Genomic DNA, 16,561 nt, shown 5'->3' on the forward strand with positions numbered 1-16,561 from the left:
TAGTACGGAATGCTCACCAGGGTGAAGGCTCGGCTATTGATCAACGGTAGTTGAAACGCGACTTTGTCGGGGATTTCGCCGCGCTCCCAATACACCACGATGTCGCCGGCGCTGTTATCTTGATTGAGGCTGAGTGGGCTTGGAGTCGGTGTATTGCGTGGTGTGGGGTCATCGAAGCGTAGGCGTTTTGCTAAGCGTGAAGTGTCGCTGGCGAGTTGAGCGTTGCTTGGCTGGGCTTGCCAAGCAGCTCGGTAATCGATGAAGGCGTCGGTTAGCGCGTCTTGTGCCTCATAAAAAAGACCGGATAAATACAGTGCGCCGGCATGCTGAGTGCTGCTTCGCACGCGCGCAGCAGCATTATCGAGTGCGCCCAGATCAGCATTGCTAGATGGCACTAGCTCGCCGCCTTCGCGCTCGGCCTCACTGATTTTTTCGGCATAGGCTAACGCCTGCGTGCGTTGCCATGCATCAGCTCTACGCAGCTCAACGGCGGCGGCTTGTGGCTGTGCCAAAGCGAGATAATTCAGCGCTTGATAGCTGTGTAAAAACAGTCGCTCATAAGGCGCAACCCGATAGCGCCGCAAATTGTCATTGCTGACTAAGGCAGCGCCCGTGCGTGCAGAGTCGCCGGCTGAGATGAGCGCGCGTTCATCATCAGCGGCAATAGCTGTTATAGCTTTGGCAAACGCTGCTTCGCTTTGTGTCGGCTCACCGGCGAGCATGGCTTGGCGGCCATCTTGCAAAGGCGAGAGCACGCCCAGCGTGGAGCAGGCGCCGAGCCAAGCGCTAAATAATAAGGTGAGCAATACGCGCATGAGTACCTCTTTTCAGGGGGCTAGTATGGCTCGCTGTGCTATGCGATGCGAATGCACAAGAAATCAATTTGCACGCAAAGCAAATAACGCAGTCGAAACATATATAGGTTGCGACTGCGTAATCATGTAAAATTGCCAAATAAGAAAAATAATAGGTGTCGCTATGACAACGCTCAGCTCAAGCACGGGTTTATTTTCCCATATCGTAAAAGTTGCTGCCGCCAGCTGTTTGGCTCTCGGGCTAATGGCCTGTGGTGAGAGTAAAAATGCGGTATTTTCGTTTGTCGATAACGTAACGGATCCGGGTGTAGGCCAAGGCCCAGAGATCCCCGTTCCTGGGCCCGAATTCAAGCCTACACGCTACGACTATGCCAACCGCTGTGTTGCGCTGCAGTCGCCATCCGATGGCCGTTTTGTCACGCTAGAAAATGGCCAGCTTAGCGCTACCGCCGCAACGTTGAGCGCATCTGAGCCCTTCTACTTTAAGCCCTCATCATTGGGGAGCTATTTGCTCTATAGCCGAGGCAAACAGCTTGTATCTGGCTCCGGCTTAAGTGCTTTGAGTGCTGCAAGCGACAACAATGTGTTCAGCTTGCGCGTCGCGGGCGATGCAACGAATTATCCACAAGCGATGGCCTACGATACAGAGCCACAGCCAAGCGACATTACAAAGTATCGTCAGTTCAATGATCCTCTGGTGCAGGGCGATCGTTACGTATTTTCGCAAGCCAAAACGATGAAGCAGCTGAGCGTGGCCGATGACGGCAAGTTGGCTTTAGTAGCCGCAGGTGATGACCCAGCTCAGCAATTCGCACTTGTGCCAGCCACTGGTTGCGCAGAGTTCCCAGAAGCACATGACAATACCGTGGGTGACACTTTCAAAGGCCAAACCTCCGATGGCTCAGTGCTAGGCATGGCCGATGTGCACGTACACTTAAGTGCTACGACCTTTTTGGGTGGTGCTGAGCATGGCTCACCTTTCCATCGTTTTGGGGTCACACATGCACTTAGTGACTGTGCCGAAACTCATGGGCCGAATGGCTTTCTTGATTTAGTCGGCAGCTTATTTGTCAGTGATTTTGATGGCCATGACACCGCCGGTTGGCCGACTCATGTCGACTGGCCAGCTCGAGCAAACCTGACGCATGAAGCGATTTATTGGAAATGGGTTGAGCGTGCATGGAAGTCAGGTTTGCGCATCATGGTTAATGATGTAGTAGAGAATGAAACGTTGTGCGAGTTGCAGCGCAATGTCACGCGCCAGCCCCTGCGCGACTGTAACGAAATGAATAATGCGACCAATCAAATCGGCACACTGTATGCGCTGCAGGATTATGTTGATGCCCAGTATGGTGGTCGCGGAAAAGGTTTCTTCCGTATTGTTTTAAGCCCTGAAGAGGCGCGAAATGTCGTGTCGGATGGCAAGCTGGCGGTAGTCATTGGCATTGAAATATCCAACGTGCTCAACTGCAAAATCAACTACAACCCGCTGCGCCAGCAACAACCATTTCAAGAGACCGGTACTGGCCTGACCGAAAATAGCTATGCCTGCGATAAAGAAGAAGTGGTGGCGCAGCTCGATCGTTTAACCAGTCTCGGCGTACGGCAAATCATCACCATTCATGAGTTCGACAACGCCTTCGGCGGTAACGGAATTTTCGATGGCATGATTTTAAACATCGGTAATCGTGAAAACTCCGGTGGTATTCCATCCAAAGAAATTAATGCGCTCGTGGGTGTACTTGGTAATCCATCACAAACGTCACCGCTAGGCTTTTTGCAAACCACTGAGCGCCCGACAGGTGAGTTTTGGACTACCTACGACTGTCCAGAGGAGGGTCTGGAAGGATTTTCTGGCTATCTTTTTGGCAGCAGTGGTGGTGCGAAAATGACCAGTATCAGTCCTACTGTTTTATTTGATGTTGGTGGTATTGATAGCCCATTGGGTGCTTTAGGAATTAGCGATCCGCTCTGCCCATACCTCGGCCAAGGTTTCCGCCCTGGCGGGGCGTTAGCTTGTTATCCCGCGAAAAAGCAATGTAACGCACGTTGGCTAACGCCGATGGGTCTGTTTGCCTTCCAAGAAATGATGCGTCGTGGTCTGATATTCGACATCGACCATTTGGAGTTAGAGATTAAGTCACAGGTGTTGGAGCTTGCTGAGGCTCAGCCTAAAAACTACCCCTTAATTTCAACCCATGGCACTTTTGGTGGCACCAGTAACAACCAAGCTGAGCGTATCTTGAAAGGTGGCGGATTTATTTTTCCAAGCCTCGGTAATGGCCCAAGCTTGATTAAAGAAATCAAAGAGCTGCGCACAGTGTGGTCTAAGCTGCCTGAGCCTAGGCCTTTATTCAGCATGGGTTTTGGCACCGACACCAATGGTTTATCGGCACAAGCCAGCCCACGCAGCAATATCGCCAAAGGCAAAGAGGTAACGTACCCCTACCGCTTATTTGATAATGAATTTATGAGTAAGCTGCCAGCCATGCAAGCGCTCAAGCCGCTGAGTGTGCGTTTTGATCAGCCAGAAGAGCGCGATGATCAGGGCCGTGGTCGTACGTGGAGTTTAGATGAGGATGGCAGCGCCCATTACGGAATGATGAGCGGTTTTGTGCGTGAGGTTCAGCTTGAGGGCAGTGCGCAAGATTTGCAGGATGTATTTAACTCAGCTGAGGGTTTTTTGCGCACTTGGGAGCGGACAGAACAATCAAAAGAGGCCATTATTAAAGCCCAAGGGCCGGCAACGCCTGAAGGTGTATTGCGGGCTGCCCCAGTGTCCAGTAGCCCATTGGGGCCATTACGAGCATTGTTGCCTTTGCCTATCTAAGGAGTGAGTGTGACCAGCTTTACGCCGACAGCCGCGCGCCGCGCACTAAAACCATTGGATTTAGACGTGCGTGCGCCATGGCCTGAGGCCTTGGCAGATTACGCTCGATTTTATGGCCTAGACCGATTGAGCCTTGAGGCGCCACACCCTACGCGCCATGACATCGGCACGATTGAGGCGTGGGGCTATGATATTGCCACGCAGGTATTTCTGCCGGAAGCACCGATAAAGCCACGCGGTACATTGCTGATTTTGCACGGTTACTTTGACCATGCGGGTTTATTTACTCACCCCATTCGTGTCGGGTTAGCGCAAGGTTACGCGGTGGTGGTTATCGACTTGCCTGGCCACGGCTTATCGTCAGGTAAGCCTAGCGAAATTGACGACTTCAGCCATTACCAGGAAGTATTGCGCGATCTTATTGCGGTGCTTTCGCCGCAATTGCCCAAGCCTTGGGTGGCGGTCGGCCAGAGTACGGGTGGCGGAATTTTGTTTGATCATATTTTATCGTCATTGGCCAATGGCCAGCGCCCATACTTCGCACGTGTGCAGCTCTGGGCGCCGCTAGTCCGCATCACCAAATGGCGTCAAGTCACTACCGCCTATACGCTATTAGGCCGTTTTAAGCGCAGTGTTCCTCGCCACTTTAAGCACAGTAGCCATGACCCTGAGTTTATTGATTTGATCTGGCATAAAGACCCCTTTCAGCTGCGCGAAGTTCCGCTGAAATGGGTTGGAGCGATGATACGCTGGGATAAGCATTTACAATCTTTGCCGGCATGCCGCTACCCCATTTCGCTTGTACAGGGCGAAGCCGATGACACCGTGGACTGGCGCTATAACCTAGGTTTTATCGAGAAAAGAACGTATGTGGAGCGCGCCATCATGGTGCCAGGTGCAGGCCATCATTTGGCTAATGAGAGTGATGAGTATCGACAACCGGTGTTGTCAGCTTTAGTGCGTCATGTGCTAATCTGACCACGGTTATTTTCAAAGCATGTGCGCTTAACCGCCCATTATTTAGAGAGGTATTTATGCCAGCAAATCGTGTTGATATAGTTCAAAACTTCCCCTTTTCAGTCGATAAGCTTTACAGCTATTTGAGCGACCACGAAAACTTAGGCCTGATCTTGCCGGCAAAAATTCGCCGTATTAAAGATGGCAAGGCTGGCGTTAACGGTGTCGGCTCAGTTCGCAAGCTGACGCTGCCCGGCGGTGTGTCTTTGGAAGAAACGGTTACCAAGGCTGAGAAAAATAAGCTGATTGAATACACCATTACCCGTGGCGGCTTCCCGGTGAAAAATCATTTGGGCATCATGCGTTTTTCTGGCGATAACAAATCATCGCACTTGCACTACACCATCGATTTTGACTCAGCGTTGCCTGGTACAGGCTGGCTAGTGAAGCTGGCGCTGGGTTCGCCTATTCGTGCTGGTTTGAAGAAGCTGGTGAAGCAAGGTCTGTAATTAGCCTGGCTGTATAATCAGCTAATGCTTTGTAAGTGCAGTTAAAAAAGGCTCCGATAAGGAGCCTTTTTTATTGTCAAAAATCATCAGTGATTAGTTAGTCGAAGCGATGCCGACGAGCAGCTCAAGTCGGCCAGGGCGAACGCGGACATCGCGGATCTCAAACTGATTGACCAGCTGCATCAGTAGCTCTTGGCTGCCGATTAACGTGCTCAAGCCGGGTAGCGAGGCGAACTCCGTGAGGTTTGATAATTTATCGACCATCCATGAGCGATTTTGCAGCAAGCCGCCAAGGTCGGACTCTTGTAGATTGATGCGCCAAAGTCGTGGGCCTTCACGTTCCACGCCAGGAATATCTTGCATGAGTTGATTTACAGGTGACTTGGTCGGCAGCCGATTGGCAACAAAAAATGCGCCACGCCCTACCTGCTTCGTCATCCAGTTGGCGACAAAGTTGGTTTGTCTAAACTGCGCATCAAGTGTCTCGTCAACTTGCCGCACGCGAATATATTGGGCATTGCGTGAGACTTTGCACTCCAAGACATCGAATTTCAGTTCGATGGTGTAGACGAGCCGGTTGTGGTGGCCGTCGATGGCGACAGTAACGCGATCATCGCCACAGTAAATAGCGAGATAATCGACGCTGGCATGGCGGTCGGCAAGGTTGCGCATCTGCTTATTGATCAGTGCTTCTGGTAGTGGCAACGTAATGGTCGACTTGCGAAGATAGGCTTGTGCCATTTGTAGAGCGACTTCACGTGCCATTTGGCCGGCAGCTTTGGCAGAGTCGTTGGCCAGCTTTGCGGTCATTTTGGCGCCATCTTCGGCAAGTTGAGCAACAACCTGCGCGCTTCGCGAGGCTCGTTGCAGCGCATTACGCGCACTTTCATTGGCCATTTCGGCGGCACTTTTTGCAGTTTCACTGGCCATGCTAGCAACCTCCTTAGCGGCTTCTGTTGCAACATAGCGTGCTTGCTCAGCAGCACCACGAGCGGAGCCCATAACGCGCATGGCAGACATGCGGACATCGTCAGCGGCATCGAATAGCGACCGATTTTTGCGTACGGGCGGCGGCTCTACAGCGGCAGTCTCAGGTTCAATTTCAGCGATAGCTTCTACTTCAAGGGGCTCAATCGTGGGCTTTTTGGCCGGAGCTTTCGTCTTTGGAGTCGCAACTTGTGCGCTAGGCTTTTGCACTGAGCCGGCCGCTGCCTTTGTCGTTTTCACGGCAGGCTTAGTCGCAGCATTACTGCGTGGCTTTTTTTCGGCATTGGCGTCATCAGTCATGATGAATCGCTCCTCAGTAATGGGCTTGGCCTAAACCGAGGCCTCGGAAAATGTGACTGGAGCATTATTAAATTGCACGCTTTCGCTCAGTGGCGCTCGCACGGTTCGCGTCGCATTGGCTGAAATACTTGGATCTTCGTAGCCAAACGAAATGCCAAAGAGAATCTGTATGTCATCATTGATGCCGAAGGCTTGGCGCACATCATTTGGATAATAGCCCATTGAGCCCTGAGCGCAGCTGCCTAAACCGTGTGCGTGCATGGACAGCATCAATGTTTGCGCATACATACCAACATCAAGTGCCATTGGGATGCCATAACTTTTATCCATGCCAATAAAGCAGACGTGCGGCGCATCGAAAAACTCGAAGTTGCGCAGAGTGGCTTTCATGCGGCCAAGCTTATCTTCTCTGGCAATACCCATTGCGCCATAGAGTGCCGCCGCACAGGCATATTGGCGGTTTTTATGCTCACCTGAAGTCGATGGCATAAAGCCAATATCGGGCGTCATGGCGCGGCCAGTCATTGCGCCCGTGCTCATGCGCTCACGCAAGCTGTCGCGAGTAGCGCCGGAGGCGACATAAACCTGCCAAGGTTGCACATTGCAGTTTGAAGGCGCAGCTTGGGCTAGTTCGAATACTGAGCGAAGAACACTCTCGGGAACTGCAGTGTTTAAGTAACCGCGTACAGATCGACGCTGAGTTATTGCATCAAACACGGATAGGGTTTGCGGTGAGGCACTGCTTGTCATAAACGATCCTTAGGGGTATTGGTAATGATGTGCTGTTACAGCGTTTTACCTTATGACAACACGCTTGCACAGCACTGCAGTCGCTGTGATTGATAATCTACATCTCTATCACGAGCCAGGCTAATGACTATGTGGTCATTTATATCGCGTTGGAGAGCTAAAAAATCCAACGCGATGCATCAGGAAGCGCTTAATGCGGCAATTATTCGTGGCTCAACTGCCGTGGCGATTATTGCTACTCGTCTAGATGGCATTATTTCGCTTTTTAATAGTGGCGCAGAGGCAATGCTTGGCTATCGTGCTGATGAGCTTGTGGGCATAAAGACACCCGCCATCCTTCATGATGCTAATGAGGTTAGTGATCACGGACGTGCTTTAGAGTGCACATTTGGTGAGGCTGTTAGCGGGTTTGAAATTTTTGTTCGAGCAGCGCGAATTCATGGTCATGAAACGCGTGCATGGACATACATAAAAAAAGATGGGACCCGCATACGCGTAAGCTTAACGATTACCGCGCTGCATGATGCGAAAGGTCGTATCAATGGCTATATGGCAATAGCGAATGATATTTCGGAGTACTCAGCACTGAAGAGACAGCTCTCTATCAGCCAGCTCAGCTTTCTTAATGCTTTTGCCACTGCCGCACATGGCATGGCCATAGTCTCACCTCATGGCACCTGGCTAGAGGTGAATATTTCACTTTGCGAAATATTGGGCTATAGCCACGATGACTTATTGAAAACTGATTTTCAGCACATTACGCATCCAGATGACTTGGGTGCTGATCTAGAGCTAGTGCAGCAGTGTCTATCGGGTGTGATCTCATCCTATCAGTTAGAGAAGCGCTATATTCATAGCGATGGCTCTACGGTATATGCCTTGCTAAGTGTGTCTTTAGTGCGTGATGACGAACAAGAGCCGCTATATTTTATTTCGCATATTCAGGACTTTAGCTCGCGCCATGCAGCTCAGCAACGCTTGCTCGAGCGCGAGCACCAATTGCAAACCGTTGTCGATACAGTGGTAGACGCGATTATCACGATTAATGCCGAAGGCAAGATTGAAAGCTTTAATCATGCGGCAGAAGAGCTCTTTGGCTACCTTGAGCATGAAGTACAGAATCAGTCACTTAAGCTTTTACTGCCTCAGAGTGCCTCACTGCCTCGCCAAGCGTTGTTTATGCGCACTGACCGCACAGGTTCGCTATTGCCACTGCCTGAGATCGAGGGCCGTCGCGCCGATGGCAGTCATTTCTGGATGGAAGTGCAAATAGCAAAGCTTTCTAACTTGGTTGAATCCAGGCAGGTCGTGGTGGTGCGCGACATTACTGAGCGCCGCCGTGTTGAGCGAATGAAAGAAGAGTTTATTTCTACAGTCAGCCATGAGCTACGCACACCACTGACTGCCATTGTCGGCTCTTTAGATATGGTTGTAACGGGTGTGCTGGGCGAGTTGAATGCCGATCAAGAAAAGCTACTAACCATTGCCCAGCGAAATAGTCAGCGCTTGAGCTATCTCATTAATGACTTGCTGGACATGGATAAGTTGGTCTCGGGCAGTATCGAGATGGAAATTGAGGCGCATGAGCTGGCACCTATTGTGACCGAGAGCATCAGCTTGAACTCGAGCTATGCGTCGCAGTTCGGTGTGAACTATCAATATAGCGGTAGCTGCTCCGATGAAGTCATGGTTGATAGTGCGCGCTTGCAACAGGTACTGGCTAATTTCCTTTCGAATGCTGCCAAGTTCTCGCCTGAAAACTCGATGGTCGATGTTGTCGTGAGTGATTGCGGGCCGTATGCACGCATTTCAGTAATGGACAGAGGTGTCGGTATTCCAGAGGCGAAGTGGTTTCAGCTATTTGCTAAGTTTTCACAGCTCGATTCTTCAGATACGCGTCAGCGTAGTGGGACAGGCTTAGGCTTGGCCATTACCAAGGCGCTTGCCGAAAGCATGCAGGCACGAGTTGGCTATGAGCCACGAAAGCCCAACGGGTCGGTATTTTACATTGAGCTTTTAAAGAAGACACCTGCGCCAATGGTCAATGATCTCAGCACGCCCATGATTGCATAATAATAATCACCAATATCTTTTTAGGTACAGGTAGGGCAAATAGCAGAATTTAATGAGGTTAGGCATGTCGCTACAGCAAGTTTTACTGGTCGATGATGAGCCTGATATCCGCGCACTGGTTAGTTTGATTTTGCAGCGGTTGGGTGGTTTTACTGTGTGTGCTGCATCATCTGGCCAAGAGGCGTTAGCCTTGCTGCGCGATGGTTATTTGCCCGATATTATCTTGCTTGATGTGATGATGCCGGGCATGGATGGTGTGCAAACGCTTGCCGAAATGCGAGCAATGCCGACCATAGAAAAGCTAGCAATCTGCTTTCTGACTGCAAAAATACAGCCAGCAGATATCGCGCAATGGCGCGCGCTTGGCGTCGATGAAGTGCTTACAAAACCGTTCATACCCGCTAAGCTTGTAGATCAAGTACGGAGCTGCTGGGAAAATGTCAAACGAGATCGACCTTGAAAATGACGAGGAATGGCTGGCTCTAGTTGCCGGCTTCCGTACACATTTTTGGCAGACTCGTGTCCCTGAGTTGCTTACCGCGTGGGCCGAGGCCCGCGAATTACCACAAGCTTCGTGGCCCGCTGATCTCAAACGCAGCATTCATGGTATCGCCGGCTCTGCGGGGCTCATTGGTTACGACAGCCTAGGCTCTGAGGCGCGTAAAGTCGATCGTATGTGGGATGTCAGCACCTTAAGCTCCGAAGAACTGATGCAGGGGATTGAGCATCTAGTTGAATGCATTGTCAAAGTGGCTGGCGAGCAAGACTAAGCCGCCTCCGTTTTAATACGTTTATATCAACCTTTTGTTGGTTTACATCGCCCAGCCATAGTGAAAACTGCTAAGTTCTGCCTGATAGAAAAATCACGAGGGCGGCACGATGTTTGACTATGTCATTGTTGGTGGTGGTTCAGGCGGCTGCGCGCTCGCGGGCCGATTAAGCGAAGATCCAGCGATAACTGTGTGCTTACTAGAGGCCGGCGATGGTGGTACGGGCACTTTAGTGGAAGTGCCAGCGGCAACAGTGGCTATTCTGCCAACAAAAATCAAAAACTACGCCTTCGAGACAGTGCCTCAGTCTGGGCTTAATGGCCGCAAGGGCTATCAGCCGCGTGGAAAAACCTTGGGTGGCTCGTCGGCGATTAATGCCATGGCTTATATCCGCGGCCATCGCGACGATTACGACCAGTGGGCAGCCATGGGTAATGTTGGCTGGAGCTATGATGACGTGCTGCCGTACTTCCGCCTTAGCGAAAACAACGAGCGTATTCACGATGCGTTTCATGGCAATAGTGGGCCGCTGTCTGTCTGCGACTTACGCACAGATAATCCAGTTCATGCGCGCTATAAGAAAGCCACTGAGCAGGCCGGCTTTAAATGGAACGATGACTTTAACGGTGCCGACCAAGAGGGCATTGGCCTTTACCAAGTCACGCAAAAAGATGGCCAGCGTTGTAGTGCGGCGCAGGCCTATGTTTTACCAGTGATGGCGCAACGGCCAAATCTTACCGTAGAGATCAAAGCTCAGGCGCTGAAGCTCGAGTTTGATGGCAAGCGTGCCGTTGCCGTGGAGATTATGCAAAACGGTAAGCGCCGCGTGATTCGTGCAAATAAAGAAATAATTTTAGCAGCAGGTGCTTTTCAAACTCCGCAATTACTCATGCTCTCGGGTGTTGGCCCGGCTGCTGAACTGCAGAAGCATGGCATTCCTGTCTTGAAAGACTTGCCTGGCGTTGGGCAAAACTTACATGACCATCCAGACTTTATTTTTGGCTATAAAACCAAAAGCTTAGATGCCTTGGGGCTGTCGCTGAAAGGCAGTTTTCGCATGTTGAAAGAGATTCGGCGTTATCGAAGTGAGCGTCGTGGTGCTATGACATCGAACTTTGCCGAAGGCGGGGGCTTCTTAAAAATCAGCACCGATAGCCCTCAGCCCGATGTTCAGCTGCACTTTGTTGTCGCCTTGGTCGATGATCATGCGCGCAAATTTCACGCTGGCCACGGCTTCTCCTGCCACGTCTGTTTATTGCGCCCGAAAAGTCGCGGCAGTGTGACCTTGGCCAGTGCAAATCCGCTCGATGCACCACTCATTGATCCGGCATTTCTCCAAGATCCGGATGATGTGGAGAAGCTGGTAGAGGGCTATAAGCTTACGAAAAAACTTATGGATGCTCCGGCGCTAGCCGAGCTATTTACCAAAGACATGTTCACCGCCGATGTGAAAACCGACGATGATATTCGCCAAATTTTGCGCGAGCGTTCTGACACTGTTTATCACCCCGTGGGCAGTTGCAAAATGGGCCTCGATGATATGGCTGTGGTCGACCCCGAGCTGCGCGTGCATGGCATGCAAGGTTTGCGCATTGTCGATGCCTCGGTGATACCCAGCATCATTGGTGGTAATACCAATGCGCCTACCATGATGATTGCCGAAAAAGCCTACGACTTAATCACCGGCCAGTCGCGAGTAAAGGCATGAGTAAGATCCACGAAGTTGTAATTGTCGGCGCAGGTTTTGGTGGCTTGGGCATGGCCATCGCGCTGAAAAAACAAGGTGTCGATGACATCGTTATTTTAGAAAAAGCCGCTGATGTGGGCGGCGTATGGCGCGACAACACCTACCCTGGCGCGGCTTGCGATGTGCCTTCGCACCTGTATTCATTTTCGTTTGAGCCGAACCCGAACTGGTCGCATGTGTTTGCACGCCAGCCCGAGATTTACGCTTACTTGCGCCATTGTGCCGATAAGTACGACCTGCGCCGGCATCTGCGTTGCGAGGTAGAAGTGGCGGCAATGCGCTTTGATGACGCCAGCAGCATTTGGCATATCACGTTGGCTAGTGGCGAGGTGCTGCAAGCACGCATGGTGGTCAATGCGACAGGCCAACTCAGCCGACCCATTTATCCCAAGCTCAAAGGCATCGAAGCGTTTAAAGGTGAGTCCTTTCACTCAGCGCATTGGCGTCATGACCTTGATCTCTCTGGTAAGCGCGTGGCGGTCATCGGCACCGGCGCATCGGCGATTCAGTTTGTGCCGGCGATTGCTCCTAGCGTGGCCAAGCTGAGTGTGTTTCAGCGCTCACCTGCCTATATGATGGCGCGGCCCGACCGGCCGTATAGCGGCGTGGAGAAGTGGGTTTTTAAGCGCGCGCCAAAAACTATGTCGCTGTACCGCGGCGGTATTTATTTGAAGTATGAGTCCCGCGCTTTGGCTTTCACACGCATGAAAAGCCTGCTTAAGGTTGCGGTTGGTTTGCCATTTAAATCGTTGCTGAAAAAGCAGGTGCCCGATCTTTTATTACGCGAAAAACTAACGCCAGACTACGCCATCGGCTGCAAACGTATTTTGCTCTCCAGCGACTACTTAGCAACGATGAGCCGAGATAACGTAAATTTAATCACCACGGCGGTGAGTCAGATTACGGCTGCCGGTGTTGAAACTAGCGACGGCAATGTGCATCCCGCTGATGTGCTGATTTATGGCACTGGTTTTGCCGCCACCGACTTTCTCGCGCCAATGAAAGTAAGCGGCAGAGCTGGCTTAGATTTAAAAGATGTTTGGCAGCAGGGTGCAAAAGCTTATCTCGGCATGTCGGTGCCGGGCTTCCCTAACTTCTTCATGCTTTATGGTCCCAATACCAACCTTGGCCATAACTCCATCGTCTACATGTTAGAAAGCCAGATCGCACATATCATGACCTGTCGCGCCCGCTTGGTGCAGGAGAATGGCCGCTGCATTGAAGTCAATGAAGGCCGCTATGAGAATTTCACCAGTGCTGTGCAAGTGCGCCTAGCCAATAGCGTTTGGGCCGGCTGCCGTAGTTGGTATATCGATGATAATGGCCACAATAGCGCCAGTTGGCCGGGCTTTACGCTGAGCTATCGCTGGCTCACGCGCAATCCGCCACGCGACGCTTATCGGGTCAGTTAAGAGATGTTTTTATGATTACGGCATTACAAGATCTCGCCGCACCCCATGGCGTTTGCTATGGCTGCGGTGGTAGCAACCCCAATGGCCTGCACCTAAAAAGCCGTTGGCATGAAGACGGTGTGCATATCGTCGCTGAGCATCTGCCCGATGAGAAATACTGTGGCTGGCCAGACTTAGTCTATGGCGGCCTAATCGCCATGCTCATCGACTGCCACTCAAACTGGACCGCGATGGCCTATCACTACCGCGAGGAAGGCCGAGAGCCATCGAGCCTGCCGCGCATAGACTGCGTTACGGGCTATTTAGGCATCAAGTACATCAAGCCAACGCCAATGGGTGTGTCGCTTACATTGCGCGCCAAAGTTGAGGGTGAGCTTGGTCGCAAAACTCGGGTGGTCTGTGAGGTTTATGCTGGCGATGTGCTTACTGCCATTGGCGACTCCACCTTCGTACGCGTCTCAGCCGAGCAGTTATCAGCTCAGGCGCATGGTCGCGAAGACTAGGCATATGGGTCTGCCGGCACTCAAGCCGGCTTGGGAGCCTCTGGCATGACCAGGCTCAGGGCCGGCCGTCGCTCAAACACCATGGCATCTTTTGGGATGATTACTTCTGGCAACTTCTGACTCACCCAAACATGCGCCTGAGGTTCGAATTTGAAGGGCATTTCCAACAGCTTGCCATTCACCGCAACAATGCCTTGCAGTGCCTCTATCTCAGCGAAAATAAAGTCGCCACAGCTTTTGCAGCGATGGTTATGTCTTGGCTTGCCCGACCCGCCAACCCCTGTTTCCACTAACGACTCGCCACGAATAGCCTCTGGCTCGGCCGCAAAAAATGCCCCAGACAAATACGCCTCGCCAGTAATTTTCCGGCAGTCATTGCAATGGCAAACCAGCTGAAAGCGCGGAGCCTGCGAAAACTGTAAGGTGAGTTGATTGCAGCTACAACTAGCGTGAAAAGTGGTCATGACTGCATTTCCTTAGTGCGGCAAAAGATTTTCGGGCATAAAAAAGCCAGCTCGATTTCTCTAACTGGCTGATTTAATTGCTGCTTTGTTTGGTGGAGATGGCGGGGATCGAACCCGCGTCCGTCAGCACTCTACCCTCGGATCTACATGCTTAGTCTTCTCAATTGTTTTAACTCAGCGCGGCCCGAGAGACAGGGTGCGGCAAGCGATCCACTGGGTTTTAGCATCATGACGCGCGGCAAGTCATGTAGCGATCCGATATTTTTTGCGCTGACCGCCCCCGCATATCGGCATGCAAGCTTGGTCATAAGCCGGATTTAAGCGGCTAGTGCGTAGTTTTCGTCGTTTGCGACTATTTGTTTGAGAAGTTGATTTAGGAGAGGCAACTCACTCTCCGCATGCACCTGCGGGCTTCATAACCAACGTCGAAGCCATGTCATCCCCAGAGCGCAGTTAGCATACTACGAGTAAGTTGAACTGTCTTTACTTGCGCGCTGCTAAAGGCTGAATTACTGTCGGTAGTTACATAATAATAACAAATGAGGCTGATCATGAATCTTGCCCGTATTTCGGCCATTTTGCCGATTGTATTTGGTGCAGCACTTATATCGGCCTGCGGCGGTAGCTCAAGCACTGCTGGCAATAGCTCAGCACGAGAGGGCTCATACTCAGCCGAAATCGTTCGAACTGAAATGGGCATTCCGCACATCACCGCGCGTGATTTTGGCAGCTTAGGCTATGGCCAAGGCTATGCCTTCGCTGAAGACAATCTTTGCGTCATGATGGACGACTTCGTCACCATTCGTGGTGAGCGCTCGCGCTATTTCGGCCCTGACGGCACCTACTCTATTCGCGCCAATGGCAGCGTAGCTGACAATGTGTCTAGTGATTTCTTTTGGAAGTTCATTGCCGATGAGGCAGCAATAAAGCGCACCGAGGCGAAAACTATTCCGCGCTTTAAGACACTAGTGAAAGGCTGGACCGTCGGCTTTAACCGTTATATGAGTGAGCTAAAGACAGGGCAGCATCCCGGCCGCCATTTGGCCTGTGCCGAGGGTGAGTGGCTACAGCCCATTGCCGTGGATGATATGTATCGCCGTTTTGTACGCCTATCGGTGTTGGCGAGTAGCTCAGTATTTGTCAATGAAATTGCCAGTGCTCAGCCGCCAGGTTTAAACAGCCTGCCGCTACCCATCGGCGGTAGTAATGGCTTCGGCCCATTAGGAGATCTGCTCTCACCATTGTTAGATGTGCTGAGCGGCTTAGGCCTGCCGGTGGCGCAAATAGAAACACCGCTACGAGCCACACCTTATGCGCCAGGCTCGGCCGCTGAGTTAGCGCAAAAGCAGCAAGCCTTGGCTGCTGCCCCCGGTGGTTTTGCTGACCTGCAAGAACACGAACGCTTTGGCAGCAATATGTACGCCTTTGGCAAGGATGGCAGTACCACCGGTAATCCGATTGTCTACGGCAACCCACACTTTCCGTGGTCCGGCACTGAGCGCTTATGGATGTCGCACAACACCATTCCCGGCCAGTTCGACATCATGGGTTCGTCACTTTATGGCGTGCCAGCGGTACTCATAGGCTTCAATAAAAACGTCGCCTGGAGCCACACGGTTTCCACCGCCTACCGTTTCACGCTGTATGAACTTAAGCTGAATCCGCTCAACGCCACGCAATATATTTACGATGGCGAGATTCGAGACCTCACCGCAGTGCCGCTAACTATTCAAGTTAAAAACGCTGATGGTCAAATTACTGAGCGTAAGCGCACGCTGTATAAAAGCCATTTCGGTCCAATGATCACTGTTGGTGCTTCTGGTGTGCCCGTTTTGGCGTGGACTCCAGCGCTGGCTTACAGCATGCGCGATGCGAACTTAGAAAATGATCGATTAATTAATCAGTTTGGCCGATGGAACGAAGCCACCAGTCTTGATGATTTTATTGCAACTCAAGCGCAGCAGCTCGGCGTGCCATGGGTAAATACAGTAGCTAGCGGCCCTGGCGGCAAAGTTTATTATGGCGATGTCACTGTGGTGCCGAATGTGCCCGACAGCTTAGTGGCGAGCTGCAAAGCCTTGCCATTAAGTTTGGTCATTGATCAGGTCGCCGCGGGCTTGCCACTGCTAGATGGCAGTCGCTCATCTTGTGAGTGGTTGACTGATGATGATGCACCGGCGCCTGGTATTTTTGGTGCAAAAAATCTTCCAACCCTTACCCGCGATGACTATGTCACCAACTGCAACGATAGCTATTGGTTAACTAACGCCGATCAGCCATTAACTGGCTTCGCGCGCATCATTGGCGATGAAAATGCGGAGCGCACTCTACGCACGCGGCTATGTTTGCTGCAAGCTGAGCGTCGCATGGATGGCAGTGATGGCCGGCCTGGCAAAGGCTTCGATATCGCTACCTTGCAAGATGTGGCCTTGTCTAGCCAGATT

14 protein-coding genes and 1 other RNA gene are annotated in these 16,561 nt (G+C 51.7%); 10 read left to right on the forward strand and 5 right to left on the reverse strand.

Going from position 1 to position 16,561, the window contains the following annotated elements:
- Nucleotides 1–815: COG3014 family protein (locus AC3DKE_RS07870; protein WP_487990363.1), on the reverse strand; the 815-nt coding region annotated here is incomplete at its 3' end.
- Nucleotides 816–978: 163 nt separating this feature from the next.
- Here AC3DKE_RS07870 and AC3DKE_RS07875 point away from each other — a divergent pair.
- The 3 genes from AC3DKE_RS07875 to AC3DKE_RS07885 are packed head-to-tail and all read left to right on the forward strand — an operon-like array spanning nucleotide 979 to nucleotide 5,111.
- Nucleotides 979–3,645 carry a hypothetical protein gene (locus AC3DKE_RS07875; protein ID WP_487990364.1) on the forward strand — a complete coding sequence of 889 codons (2,667 nt, stop codon included), beginning with the start codon at nucleotides 979–981 and terminating at the stop codon, nucleotides 3,643–3,645.
- Between the two features lie 9 nt (nucleotides 3,646–3,654).
- Nucleotides 3,655–4,623 carry an alpha/beta hydrolase gene (locus tag AC3DKE_RS07880; RefSeq protein ID WP_340675715.1) on the forward strand — a complete coding sequence of 323 codons (969 nt, stop codon included), beginning with the start codon at nucleotides 3,655–3,657 and terminating at the stop codon, nucleotides 4,621–4,623.
- A gap of 56 nt (nucleotides 4,624–4,679) precedes the next feature.
- On the forward strand, nucleotides 4,680–5,111 hold the full coding sequence (locus tag AC3DKE_RS07885; protein WP_379071923.1) for an SRPBCC family protein: 432 nt from the start codon (nucleotides 4,680–4,682) through the stop codon (nucleotides 5,109–5,111).
- Between the two features lie 93 nt (nucleotides 5,112–5,204).
- On the opposite strand, the gene AC3DKE_RS07890 is transcribed toward AC3DKE_RS07885, so the two are convergent.
- Both AC3DKE_RS07890 and AC3DKE_RS07895 read right to left on the reverse strand, forming a co-directional pair.
- Nucleotides 5,205–6,398: a hypothetical protein gene (locus AC3DKE_RS07890; protein WP_487990366.1), complete on the reverse strand. Its 1,194-nt coding sequence runs from the start codon at nucleotides 6,396–6,398 to the stop codon at nucleotides 5,205–5,207.
- A 30-nt stretch (nucleotides 6,399–6,428) separates the two neighbouring features.
- A complete protein-coding gene (locus AC3DKE_RS07895) occupies nucleotides 6,429–7,148 on the reverse strand; it encodes a nitroreductase (RefSeq protein WP_340675712.1) in 720 nt (239 codons plus the stop codon).
- A gap of 123 nt (nucleotides 7,149–7,271) precedes the next feature.
- Between AC3DKE_RS07895 and AC3DKE_RS07900 the strand changes: the two genes are divergently transcribed.
- From AC3DKE_RS07900 to AC3DKE_RS07925, 6 genes are all read left to right on the forward strand, one after another.
- A complete protein-coding gene (locus tag AC3DKE_RS07900; protein ID WP_487990367.1) occupies nucleotides 7,272–9,221 on the forward strand; it encodes a PAS domain-containing sensor histidine kinase in 1,950 nt (649 codons plus the stop codon).
- A gap of 64 nt (nucleotides 9,222–9,285) precedes the next feature.
- Entirely contained in the window at nucleotides 9,286–9,681 is a 396-nt protein-coding gene (locus AC3DKE_RS07905; protein ID WP_340675710.1) for a response regulator, read from the forward strand.
- Nucleotides 9,659–9,991, forward strand: a complete 333-nt coding sequence (locus AC3DKE_RS07910) for a hypothetical protein (protein ID WP_340675709.1) — start codon at nucleotides 9,659–9,661, stop codon at nucleotides 9,989–9,991. The genes AC3DKE_RS07905 and AC3DKE_RS07910 overlap by 23 nt, the downstream gene beginning before the upstream one ends.
- Nucleotides 9,992–10,100: 109 nt before the next feature.
- A complete protein-coding gene (locus AC3DKE_RS07915) occupies nucleotides 10,101–11,699 on the forward strand; it encodes a GMC family oxidoreductase (RefSeq protein ID WP_487990369.1) in 1,599 nt (532 codons plus the stop codon).
- Nucleotides 11,696–13,150, forward strand: coding sequence for a flavin-containing monooxygenase (locus tag AC3DKE_RS07920; RefSeq protein WP_487990371.1), 1,455 nt, complete (start codon nucleotides 11,696–11,698; stop codon nucleotides 13,148–13,150). The genes AC3DKE_RS07915 and AC3DKE_RS07920 overlap by 4 nt, the downstream gene beginning before the upstream one ends.
- Before the next feature lie 11 nt (nucleotides 13,151–13,161).
- Entirely contained in the window at nucleotides 13,162–13,653 is a 492-nt protein-coding gene (locus AC3DKE_RS07925; protein ID WP_487990372.1) for a PaaI family thioesterase, read from the forward strand.
- A 20-nt stretch (nucleotides 13,654–13,673) separates the two neighbouring features.
- Here AC3DKE_RS07925 and AC3DKE_RS07930 read toward each other — a convergent pair whose 3' ends face one another.
- Together AC3DKE_RS07930 and ssrA are read right to left on the reverse strand one after the other, a co-directional pair.
- Nucleotides 13,674–14,117 (reverse strand): GFA family protein, encoded by a 444-nt coding sequence (locus AC3DKE_RS07930; RefSeq protein ID WP_340675705.1) that lies wholly within the window; start codon nucleotides 14,115–14,117, stop codon nucleotides 13,674–13,676.
- A 90-nt stretch (nucleotides 14,118–14,207) separates the two neighbouring features.
- Nucleotides 14,208–14,561: a transfer-messenger RNA gene (ssrA, locus tag AC3DKE_RS07935) on the reverse strand.
- A 107-nt stretch (nucleotides 14,562–14,668) separates the two neighbouring features.
- Between ssrA and AC3DKE_RS07940 the strand changes: the two genes are divergently transcribed.
- The coding region (locus tag AC3DKE_RS07940; protein ID WP_487990374.1) for a penicillin acylase family protein at nucleotides 14,669–16,561 on the forward strand (1,893 nt) is incomplete at its 3' end.

This window comes from Paraperlucidibaca sp. (assembly GCF_982810325.1).